This is a genomic window from Leuconostoc sp. S50 (genome assembly GCF_016624925.1).
Classification (GTDB): Bacteria; Bacillota; Bacilli; order Lactobacillales; family Lactobacillaceae; genus Leuconostoc; species Leuconostoc pseudomesenteroides.
Genome location: NZ_JACVUE010000007.1, coordinates 89,038 through 101,125 on the forward strand (window position 1 = coordinate 89,038; position 12,088 = coordinate 101,125).

The following is a 12,088-nucleotide window of genomic DNA, read 5'->3' on the forward strand; positions in this document are numbered from 1 at the left end:
CTTAACCACCAATACCCTTAACCCAATTTAACAAAGCATTCAAAATACCACTAAACGCCTGTAAACTATTTTGCGGTCCATTGACGAAAAAATACACTAATGCACCAATAAAAATTGACATCCACATATCTTTAGATTCATTTTTGCCATAATGCATCAACGCACGTCCACCAGCAATAACAACTGTACCAACTAACAATAAAGGTTTAATTGAATTATAAAAGTCCAATCTGACACCTCCTTTCTAAGCCTGTAAAAACTTCGTGACAAAATACGTCGAATTTTGTTTTTTAAGTTCTAAGTAAATTGTCTGAACCTGTGTAATATCTGAACCATGTACTTTAACGGTGATTTTAGTAGTGACAATTGGCTTATCTGCCGAACCAGTGACTTTAATATCACTCTCATCGAGACTAACCAAGTCAACGGCATTATCTAAGCCCACAGGGTTATTCATGAACAATGACATATCTTTAGTTGAACTAGAAACATATTTTTGCACGAATTGTTTGGTAAACTTTTGAACCTTTGCCGTGATCGCTTCATCATTGATAGTTTTACCAGTCTTATCAAATCTGGCTTTACCCACTTGACCAACACTATCAATCTCATTAGACACATAAGGCAAACCAATTACAGTCAATTTATCATTATCTTGTGTATACGGCACATTAACAGTCATAGCATTTTGCTTACCGTCATTATCAATCGTGAGATTATATTGTGCTGTTTTGATACTATCCACAGTAAAAATACCGTTCAATTTAGCTTGTAACAGCTTCATATCTTCGGTATTAGTTGATGATGATAACGTGACATTTTTAGCAAAATAAGGTGTAACCTTATCTAACCAAGCATCACTTTTGGTCTTATCAAACGTATAATAAGCGGTCACAAAGTTTGCCAAGTATTGCCCCACAATTGGGTTATAACTGGTTGTCCCAGCACTGGCTTTATCAAGTCTAGTTGTGAGATTAGTAATGTTATGCCTTAATTCACGATTTTTAATGGCGACACCATTGGCTAAGACTAAAACATAGGCAAAATAAAGCACTAAGATAATCAACAAACCAACCACAATTTTACGTACTTTGCTCAAATTATATACATGTGCTTTTGGAATTTTTACCGCTTTTTCTTTTTGTTTCTTTTCATACTCAAAATTTACTTTGAGTTTTGGGAGACCACGCATTCCACACCCCCTTTCATAAATTCAATTAATTTTTTCAATAAAAAAAACATGTTTCCATGTTTCAAAAAATTACAACGTTATCAAATTAAGATCAAATTGTTTTAATTGATCAGAATGGTGAGAAGTCATAATGACAATTTTATGTTCATTGATGACGAGATCATTAATCATACTCAAGATAACAGGCGCATTAGTTTCATCTACGCCACTTGTTGGTTCATCAAAAATGTAAACCTCCTTATCTAATAAACACTGACCGTAGGTTAAAACAATTTGTCGCTCACCACCAGATAATTGTCCCATTTTAGTGTCCCAAATCGGATCCAATAAATTTTTCCTCACCGTTTGCGCATTTTCATACATTTTTGTTTTTGGTTTATTGGTCAGTTTGCTATAAAATTCAACGGTCTGTGCAACAGTCAAAGTCGGAAAAAAATGAACTTGTTGTAGTTGATAGGCGATTTTTTTGTAAGAAGGAATTCCTACTTTTTCACCAACAGCTCCTTTGGGCCCTACTCCAGCTACAAAGTCTAATAACGTACTTTTGCCAGCTCCATTAGCACCCATAACAATATTCATTTTACTTGTTGAAAAAGACACATCTAAATTAGACGAAAGCTGACGATTACCAAATGTCACAGAATAATTTTTAATTTCCATGGTTTTGCTCCTTAAACTCTATCTGCAATCGCATATACAGAGAATTTGGAGATAGAATAAATGCCGATGATTGCATAGCAAACACTGACAATAGCCATTTGAAGCCAAATTCCAGCACTAACTACCCCAATATTAAACATCATGTTTTGTATTTGTATTGACATTTCAGTCACAAAACTCAACGGATTAAACAGATTAAACAGACCAGTAAATGAATAAGATGTTGGCACTGACATGATAAAAAATAATCCAAATAATATTATGCCAAGAAGTATGTTAACGGATTCAATCTTAATTCTGAATATGAATAAAATACTACCTACTAGCGTCACTGGTAAGGCTGATAACAGTGCAACAGCTACTCCTGCCAAAAGCAACTTAAAACTGACTTGATGTATGATTATCATCACCACAACATTAAATACACTAATCTCTAAACAAATTATGGCTAATTGAACGAGAAATATTGCAGTAACAACTTTTATTTTAGACCCTACCACAAACAACATTTGTTTATAAAACCCTTGTTCTCGTTGAACAATTAAGGACACAACAACATTGTTGAGTATAGTCACAAATATGATGTAAGCCCAAAAATTTCCAAGTGCTTCAGCTGTGGTAGTATTAAAATGATTTGTTGCAGAAGAGAGATTTACATTCTTATAAATAAAGTAAATAATCGGAAGTAACAAATTATACACAAAAGCAAACTTATTACTCATTATATTAATTATATAGACTTTACATAAAGCCATTATATCTCTCATCATATTCTCCTTAATATGTCATAACATAGTTATTATATACTATCTGGAAATATTTAGGTAGTTTAGTCTGGAATGAATCTATTTTTATGTTTAATAATGAAATTTTTTAACTAAATTGATCGGCATTTTTTTGTTTCTTTGTGACTCAAAATGCACTTTGAGTTTTGGGAGACCATGAATGTTTCACCCCCTTCCTTTGTTGTGCTATACTAATAAATTGTCAGGTAGAGATTTTAATTTACATAAAATAACTATGTGTTTTCTAAATTAAAAACATTCACTCTACCTAACCAAGTCACTGGTAACAGTGGCTTATTTAAATTCAATGTCATTATGTGCTATACTAACTCTTGGTTAGGCGCATTACATAAAAGTAAGCAAAATTAAAGTTATCAATATTCAACCTAACCATTGAAGTCACTGGCAACAGTGGCTTTTTTTGTTGTCTTATAGATGCTTACGTTTATAAATCAAACCACCTAAAGCAATTAAACCAGACATTGTCAATGCCAAGATACCACTGCCACCCACTGATGACTTTTCTGTGGCATGTGTTTTGGGTAAGGCTTTGGCAACAGCATTATCCAAATTCTTTTTAGCTTGCACTACTTTTTCATTTGAAGCATCTTTACCATTATCCGTAAGTGCTTGATTATAGCCTTTCACAGCATTTGAGACATCAGCATCACTAGCGACTTGTGTAGGCACGTTGACAGCGTTACCACTGTTATCAGGTGTCACAGTTACAACATGAGACGTGTTCCCATTATTTGATGTATTAGAACCGCCATTATTATTATTATCGTTTGATGAACTTGAACCACTATCACTATCACTCGATGAAGAACTACCACCATTATCAGTATTCGTGCCATCATCATTTGATGAAGAGCCACCGCCATTATCGGTATTCGTGCCGTCATCATTTGGCACACCACCATTGTGAACTGTTGTTCCGTCATCTACTGTTGAACTGGCATCACTCGTTGTGACATCAGTGGCACTTAGTACGACTGCTTTAACAGTAGGTAATGGAACTTGCACTGACTGTACTGATTGCGCTCTACTAGTATCAGTTGTTGTGGGCACAGTATCGGCACTAACTGCTTGATGACCTAATGCTAAAGCCCCTAACATAGACCCTGCGATTAAAAGTTGTTTTTGCAACATGTTTATTGTCTCCTAACAATTTTATTGATTGGGCTTCACACCCCATTTGGTTATATGATGTGATAACGTCACTAGATCAATTCTTAAGATTAGTTTTGCTTTTTACCTTTTTTAGAGATGCCAAAAGCCAAACTAAGACTAGCTAAACCAGCCAATGCACTTAACCATGCGCCACCTTGATTTTCATTAGCATGTGTCGTTGGCAAAATACTTGCCGTCTCAACTGCTTTTGGTGTGGTTGGAGTTACCGATGTTACCGTCTTTTCAACTTTTGGTGTCTTCTTAATATTAAAGAAATGAACTGATACCTTTTGTTGAACTGGCTTATCAGCCGTTGGCATATCGGCAACAGTAATCTTGTGAACAATTGCCTTTGGCGCAACTGGTGCCGTTGGCTCTTGTTCATACGTTGGCGAAGTTGGTGTCACATTGGTGTTCTTAATTTGCCATTCCACTTGACCATGTGTGTTCCAAATCCAGTTATCATCAACTGTCAAAAATTGAATAGCTGAACTTGTCGCATTAGGTGCTAATGTGAACGTCTTGTTAACCGCTGTCGTTGTGTTGATGTTCTTGGTAAAGGTTGTATTTCCGTTATGATAAACAGAGAACAATTCCTTACCATTCAAATCATAAACATGGAAGTTAATGTTTTGGTTAACAGCCGAATTTTGATAATAGTTCGTATAAGTGTATGAATACAACTCAATTGATGAAACTGTGATTGTTTCTGAACCATCACCATTGGCAACAACTTTCCAATTGACCTTACCTTTCAAAACACCATGACCAATCACATGAACTCCGTCATTCATGTCGTGTTCTAGCGTAAATTCACCAGTCTTTTGATTAACAGTAGAAGTCATAAAGGTTTTGTATTGACCGCTTGAAGCGTCAGTTTGTGTCTTAGCACTCATACTAATTTCGGTATTAACAGCCTTTTCAAACTCTGCCACTGCCTTATCATAGGCTGCTTTTTTATCAGCATTTGCCTTATCAACGGCTGCCTTTTTGGCTTGATAATCAGCGACTTGCTTTTGATATTCAGCCGTCAACTTAGCCAAAGTTTGTGCGTCTTGATTTTGTGTTGCGACACCGTCCGCAATCGCCTTATTGTACAAATCAATGTTATAAGCCATTGCGTCTAACAAATCTTGACCCTCTAGCCCTTTCAATGACTTGTATTCTGGGGCAGTCTTTGACACTTCAACACTGACATCAATACCTGCCTGCTTAGCATGATCAACTTCTTTATCTAAATCAGCAGTTGACTTGTCAATATCAGCCTGTCCCTTTGTCGTATCGTCTTTTTGATCCGTTGTTGCCTTGTCATAAGCTTGATCATTAGCTTGTTGCTTTGCCGTAGCGTCTTTAACCGCTTGGTCTTGCTTATTCAAGTCAGATAGCACTTCATCTGTTTTTGATGAAGCGTTGTCATCATTGATTGTGACATCAGTTGTCTTACCAGTCGTCACATTAACGCCAGCCTTTGAAGCTGTATCTGCGTCATTCTTAACAGTATCTTGTGCCTTATCAACACTATCTTTTGCCTGGTCTTGTGTCACATTTGAACCAGCAGTTGTTGGCACAGTGCTTTTTTCAGCAGTTGATGAAACTGTATCAGCCTTAGCCGTATCATCAGTTTTAGTCTGATCAGTTGATGAAGCAGTCAATTGCACTTGCTTGTCATTTTTCGTGGTATTAGTCGTTGTCACTGCTTGTGCATCAGCGTTTGAAACTGTATTAGCACTTACAGTTGTGGTATTAGCAGTCACAGCAACACCAACTACTGCAACAGCCTCGGCAACCCAGAGCTTACCTGACTTGTACAACTTATATTTTTTTACATTTTCCATAATTTTCTAAATAAAAAGACTACATATTAGGTAGCCTTTGTTTCCCTTCCTTATAAAATATTTCTAACACAATCGTTTAGTTTCAAAAAAAAAGCCTCCGAATGGAAACTTCTCATTTTAACAGAGTAATGTCTGTATATTCTATTCAATTACTGAAATCTTTTTTAACACTGATTTTGGTATTTTATTTTGTTTAATGGCAGTTGGACCATATACAACTCTAGTGTTCGATACTTCCGCTTCCAAAAATTCGCCTGGTTTAAATGGTGTAACATTTTCTCCTGATAGTTCAAAAGCAACCCTTTTTTTATTACCATCAGCGGTCACAAATTCAAAATGATACTGATAACTGTATGATCCTTTAATCACCTTTCCCGTGTCATCTTTTGTTTCTTCACGATTAGGAACTTTTAGGGGCACCCTAGTATATGCCTTGGACGCTGCATAGGTGTTGTAATAATAATTTCTGACCTGAATTGCTAGACCAATCACTAAACTTAATGTCAATAAACTTGCAATGATTAAACTTACTTTTTTCATTTTATTTTTACTCCTGTATTCTAAGAGATAAATATGGGCAATATATTAATAATCACAATGACTAGCATAAAAGCTATGTGAAATTTTTTGTGATTAGAAAGAATTGCTATATATTCACGAATTAATGCATTAGGCAAAAAATATTTACTTGTTTTAGAGCCTATACCATCGATATTCAAGCCAACTAAATGTGCAAAACCCGCTGCTCTAAAAACATGGTAATCATTTGTTGCAAAAATCCCTTTTTGTAAATCAAATCCATTTTCTTCAACCACTTGTTTAGAAAAAATCATATTTTGATAAGTATTCTTTGACTGATTTTCTACTAGAATATCAGATTCTGGCACCCCATGATGAATTGCATATTCTCTCATAGCTTCAGCTTCGGCCAACAATTCATCTCTCCCTTGGCCACCTGACATAATTAATTTCATAGGCATTTTATTTTTCTTGAATTGTTGATTTTTAAAGTTGGCAGCAACCATAATTCTTGAGCCGAGCAATGGTGAAACCGTATCACCGTTAATCAATCCGGACCCTAAAATAATAGCATATTCTTTATTAAACTTTGGACGAACTACTTTTGTAATCAGATAAGATGCAAGAAATGTCAAAACCCAGAAAAGTAAATAATTTTGGAAGCCGTATGAAACATTCTCCAAAAAATCAATAATTTTGTTGTTTGGAATATATCGATTCAACAAACTAAAGACAATTGGAATTAGCAGCAGTAAAACGCCAATAATTAAAGTGAGCATGTTTCCAATTGAATGACTTTCACGCCGCCAAACTATGATGCCATTCCATATAAATAAGAATGCGCTTAAAAATGTCAATAAAAAAATGGGTATGAAAATTAATACCAACGCAGCTAAATAGATATAGGTCAACACTTTGTTATTGATCTGGAGCACAATAATGGAAAGTGAGACAAAATAACTAAAAATGGTTGCAATGGTTGCCATACCACACAGAAGTCTATAACGGTTTTTCTTGATTAGAAGAAAAGTTATTGCCGACATCACAACTGATGCGGCAATAAAAAATATAGAATAACTAAAATAGTTATCAAAAATATTGCCCATAATAAATGAATCCCCTCTCTTACTTAACTTCAATTGTAGCATGAAAGAGGTTTTTACAAAAAAAGCAGAAACTATTGCTCAAAATGTCTTAAAATTTTTTTATCACAAAAGTTTAGTGAGTCTGTTTATTAGCTGTTATTGTGTGATTGATTACATGTAACTCTGTAAAGGTTCGTTGAACGATAATAAACAAAAAGGTCACAACACTAGCAATTATCATAGCGACATCTAGTGATTGACCCAAACTCATAAAGAGTAAAAATATAGGGAGCATAGACCCAACATAAACGAGCCAAACCCCAAACATAAAACTAAAATAAATCATTTTCTGTGTCATTCTAACAACTAAAAAAGACTGATTGTTGAATCAGCCTTTAACCTTTCTACTATATTGTTTAGCTATTAACCTTTTGCTTTGTCGGCTTTGTTGTAGATTTTCTGACCTGAATTAGTTGATAACTTTTGACTTATGGAAGAATAACAAGTTCTCACAAAATAAAGGACAAAAGTTTATCTTTAAATACTATTCAAAAGTATTTAAAAAATTATCAAATAGGTCATACACATATTTAGGTTGATCTATCATAACGTTGTGTCCGGCAGATGCCAGTAACGTTATATTTGATTTCTCATTACTTATAAATTTACTCAGCTGTTGCTTATACCCTGCTACATGATCGTGTCTGCCCAAAACTAATTGAATTTTTGTATTTGGTCCTAGATTTTGTAATTTTTCTTCAAATGATATGGTGTAACTATTCTCTTGAAGACGTTTTAAAAAATTGGCATCAGCCTTATTTAGACCAGGTAAAATAAGATCTTGGTACGCCGCCCATCGTGATTGGCTAATTAAGACATTCATAGACTCAAAGTCATCGTAAAATGTTTCATTTTCAGAATGGTGTACTTCGCCAATAAATTCACTTTTATGTCTTTCTACTAAGCGTAATTCTTTATCAGCAATAGCCACTGGACAAGTTAAGAATAAACCGTTAACTTGATTCTGATAATGATAAGCAATTGCTTGTGCCAAGTAGCCACCATATGAATGCCCGTATATGATAAATTCTTGTGTTCCAACTACATAATCAATAAAACTTAAAAGCTTTTTAAAAATAGCGTCAGTGGTCGCTTCAGGTGTGGGTAATGAGTTACCCATTCCTGGAAGGTCTAAATAAATACGTTTGAATTCAGCAAGGTGATTATCTTTTTCAAAAAAAATCTTAGTTGAGCTCTTATCTAAAAATAAACCATGTAAAAATATTATTGGCATACCGTTCCCAATAACTTGATATTCTATATTCTCAAATATTTTTGTTTCCATTGATTTCTTACCCGCTTTTCAATAAAATTATAATTAATAAATAGTTTATGGGTTAACCGATTAAACCGCAATCACTTTAAACGGAACTGAATTTAGTATAAGAATTCTTAACTTTTGAACGTTAAAAATAGTTCATATATAGAAAACCAAAATCGCATTCTTTAGAAACCACAACCCTCTATGAATTTTTAGATATTTTAATGTAGACATAGCGTAGTTACTTATGCTATTTTTAAATGCTCATAAAACGACTCACTTTTAAGTTTGCTAGCTTGATTAGCAGTTGTCTTATTTTGATGTGATGTTGGTTTTTCTGTTGCCTTTTCATCAAGTGCAACTAACGTATCAGCATACACCGTCCAATCAGTGGCATCATTACCAGCAAATGCAAACTTCAAACCTTGTGGTACTAACTTGTCCCCCGGCTTCAAACCAGCTTGCAAGCGTTCACTTTCTGCTGGGTCAATCAAAATACGGACAATGTTATCATCATTGCCAACATCGCCTGATTTGCTTTGTTGGATAAAGTTGAACTGATAATTTGAAATAATTGGTTCATCGTAATCATCACGGGCAACTTCGCCACGATTGTCAGTTTTATAATTAGGTGTAACCCTAAACAAAACTAAATCATGACTATCAAACGCATCAGCACTACGAGCACGTCCGTGAACTGTTTTGTCTTTACCTGATACGAATACGGCATCATAATCTTCTTCTGGTAAAGTGTCTGTTGCTGTATCAGACATAGGCAACAAAGTACCTGTCTTAGTTGCAACACGAGCGCCATTTCTTTGGTTACTGCGAGCAGTACCGGCAATAATTTTTGCATCGATCAATTTTAGCGGTGTACCAAAAGCTATACTAAAATCAAAGCCAGCCTGTGGTGTGACGTTTTCAGTATTCAATGTGTTATTCACATTCAACATCGCTACTGCCACATCAGCATTAGCACCAACTAAATTACGCCCAGCAAATGTGAGCTTTCCGATACTTTTTCCTTGTAGTGATAAACTACCAAACTTATTAACCATAATGTAAATTCTCTACTTTCTTCTTTATATAAAAAAAGTCTTCACAATACATGAAGACAATCGATAACTAATACTTTTTACTGCTTTTAATATTTTTTGGTATTTTTGAATTTTTTGAAGGCCACACTTGTAAAAAAGCAGTTAAAATAATCAAGAAAGCCCCAATAATTTCAATGAAACTAAGATGCAAATGAAGTAAGGCTACAGATAGAACTGTCGCTGTTAGTGGTTCAAATGCACTTAATACACCGGTAATAGCAGGTTCAATATATTTTAAACTAAGAATATAAAACAAATAAGCTAAAATTGTTCCAAATACAATTATAAATACTAATGATAAAGCAATTTTCCAATTAAATACCGTCAATTGATGGGTGCTGATTATTGGAACAAAAGGTATACTACCTAAAAGCATTGCCCAACCTACAACAACTAGAGCACTAAAATTGCTCAACAATTTTTTTGGAATTAAAGTGTATGAAGCTTGACTAAGTCCAGCCAATAAACCCCAAAAAACTGCCGTAGGAGCTAACGATAATGTATTTAAGTGCCCTTTTGTAACTAACAGAATCGTACCAATCATGGCAATAATAATTGAAATACAATCTATTCTACGGGGAAGTCTTAATTGCTTTAATGCAATAAAAATTATAATGAAAAGTGGACCAGTGAATTGTAAAATAGTAGCTGTTGCAGCATTTCCAAACCTAATTGCCATAAAATACGTGAATTGTGACGGCAGCATGCCCAAAAATGAAAAGGCTAACAACAGCGCAATACTACTTTTACTTTTCCAAATATTTAATATAGGCTCCTTTTTAACAAAAAAAACAAATGCCAAAAGTAGAAAACCTGATGTTAATAACCTAATTCCTACTAACCATTGTGGAGATAAATTATAATTGTGAAACAGAAACTGAGCTACTGTTCCCGCAGCTCCCCAAAAGAATGAACCGATAATAGCTAACCAAATACCTACTGACCTATTTTTCAACTTTATACTCCAAATTTATGATATTACCTGATATGTTACAGTAATTCCATTAGCATATCAACGTAATCATTACCAAAATATTGTATATTTATAATAAATCAGTAATTTTATCTTTCATTATGACTGCTTCAGCAACTTCTCTCTTTCCAATGTTACTGCAGTAGCTCTTCATTGAAACTCAAACTTTGCTCAAAAACCTATATCTAATGATTTACCGATACCTAATGTGCTTAATCTAAGCTTGACTAGCTAGTTTTAACAGCAAGTTAGTTCTTCAATGTAAAGTATACAGGTGATCATTGAATTTAGATTTTTAATCTTAAGGCACGTGTTATTAAACAAAACAATTAACTAAATCTCTGTGCGTGTTTAGTTTCTCACACTTTTGTTGTTTTCACGACTCAGAATCTTTGGTGTAACATACGTGCCACAGTATGCTCACATCGCATTGGTACTGAGATTTTTTCTAACGGAGTAACAAATTACTTTGATTGAAGTAACTGTCCTAGACGTTTCTCTCTACACTCTTTTAGAGGCTCCGAGTTAGCTAATTAAGAGCCAACCATGATTGCTATATTTAACAAATTACTTTACAATTATCTTATTGAAGATTAGTTAAGCAAATTTGATTTTTTTAATAAGGTCGTGGGGACATTATTTTATAGTAATCAATTTTTATATCTAGTTTTCAAAGTACATAATCGACTAGCCATTGGCTGGTCTTTTTTTGTGCTTTTTTGTATTTTTTAGGTTTTCTTAATGAAATAAGCCTTTTTGACAAAAATATAAGCACAAGGTATGTTACAGAAGTATTTCAACTCCTATATCAAACCTTATGCTTATTATTCTACAGACTCCGGTCAACCTAAACACCACATGTTTAATGTTATGGTAATCTACCGGTAACTTCTGTGTAAAATAAACGATGATTCTTTTTTAATTAAGACACAACTTCATCAAGAATAACATGATTGTGTTTAAAAGTAAACGGAGCGTCCACGCTTTTGAAATGTCTATACAAAGGCTTTTAGCAATCTAATTACTCACTATTATATCAAATGTTTCAGTCAATAAAACCGTTTTCAAATCATTTTATTTTAAGCACAATAAAAAAAGACACATCTAGTGCCTAAAGTTCATTATTTTTATTACCAATTTTAATGCCTTATTTTTCATCATTTTGGCGTTCTTCGAGCATTCGGTGTTTACGTTTTTCATAAGCTCTACGGTAACGTTGCATGGCTTTATATTCTTGTGCAAAGACTACCATTGGTCGTTTTCCATTCAGAGCTTGTCTAAGTGGCATGGCATTCATTTTTGAAGCCACTTCATCTAATTGTCGTTGCTTCACGTCTTTAAAAGAAGTGCCTTTAGGATACCAATCACGTAACTTACGATTTCGATTTTCATTGGAGCCACGTTGTTGTGGTGATGACGGTGTCGCATAATATAACTTGATTTTTAGT

11 protein-coding genes and 1 pseudogene are annotated in these 12,088 nt (G+C 34.3%); all 12 read right to left on the minus strand.

The window, feature by feature from the left end; all coding sequences use genetic code 11:
* Nucleotide 1: 1 nt before the first annotated feature.
* Nucleotides 2-229: a TcpD family membrane protein gene (locus IAE53_RS07295; protein ID WP_010385861.1), complete on the minus strand. Its 228-nt coding sequence runs from the start codon at nt 227-229 to the stop codon at nt 2-4.
* Between the two features lie 15 nt (nt 230-244).
* Complete coding sequence (locus tag IAE53_RS07300; protein ID WP_200136132.1) at nt 245-1,192, minus strand: conjugal transfer protein; 948 nt, start codon at nt 1,190-1,192, stop codon at nt 245-247.
* Between the two features lie 69 nt (nt 1,193-1,261).
* Nucleotides 1,262-1,852 carry an ATP-binding cassette domain-containing protein gene (locus IAE53_RS07305; RefSeq protein ID WP_200136131.1) on the minus strand — a complete coding sequence of 197 codons (591 nt, stop codon included), beginning with the start codon at nt 1,850-1,852 and terminating at the stop codon, nt 1,262-1,264.
* An 11-nt stretch (nt 1,853-1,863) separates the two neighbouring features.
* Nucleotides 1,864-2,622: a hypothetical protein gene (locus IAE53_RS07310; protein ID WP_233610691.1), complete on the minus strand. Its 759-nt coding sequence runs from the start codon at nt 2,620-2,622 to the stop codon at nt 1,864-1,866.
* Between the two features lie 444 nt (nt 2,623-3,066).
* On the minus strand, nt 3,067-3,789 hold the full coding sequence (gene uasX / locus IAE53_RS07315) for a serine-rich aggregation substance UasX (protein WP_200136129.1): 723 nt from the start codon (nt 3,787-3,789) through the stop codon (nt 3,067-3,069).
* 89 nt (nt 3,790-3,878) lie between these two features.
* Nucleotides 3,879-5,645 (minus strand): KxYKxGKxW signal peptide domain-containing protein, encoded by a 1,767-nt coding sequence (locus IAE53_RS07320; protein ID WP_200136128.1) that lies wholly within the window; start codon nt 5,643-5,645, stop codon nt 3,879-3,881.
* A gap of 141 nt (nt 5,646-5,786) precedes the next feature.
* On the minus strand, nt 5,787-6,185 hold the full coding sequence (locus IAE53_RS07325; RefSeq protein ID WP_200136127.1) for a DUF1093 domain-containing protein: 399 nt from the start codon (nt 6,183-6,185) through the stop codon (nt 5,787-5,789).
* A 20-nt stretch (nt 6,186-6,205) separates the two neighbouring features.
* Nucleotides 6,206-7,270 carry a YdcF family protein gene (locus IAE53_RS07330; RefSeq protein ID WP_200136126.1) on the minus strand — a complete coding sequence of 355 codons (1,065 nt, stop codon included), beginning with the start codon at nt 7,268-7,270 and terminating at the stop codon, nt 6,206-6,208.
* Nucleotides 7,271-7,793: 523 nt separating this feature from the next.
* Complete coding sequence (locus IAE53_RS07335; RefSeq protein WP_200136125.1) at nt 7,794-8,594, minus strand: alpha/beta fold hydrolase; 801 nt, start codon at nt 8,592-8,594, stop codon at nt 7,794-7,796.
* 221 nt (nt 8,595-8,815) lie between these two features.
* Nucleotides 8,816-9,628, minus strand: coding sequence for a hypothetical protein (locus IAE53_RS07340; protein ID WP_200136124.1), 813 nt, complete (start codon nt 9,626-9,628; stop codon nt 8,816-8,818).
* Nucleotides 9,629-9,695: 67 nt separating this feature from the next.
* Complete coding sequence (locus IAE53_RS07345) at nt 9,696-10,622, minus strand: DMT family transporter (protein ID WP_200136123.1); 927 nt, start codon at nt 10,620-10,622, stop codon at nt 9,696-9,698.
* Between the two features lie 1,165 nt (nt 10,623-11,787).
* A pseudogene (locus IAE53_RS07350) lies at nt 11,788-12,088 on the minus strand (IS30 family transposase); the annotation flags it as partial.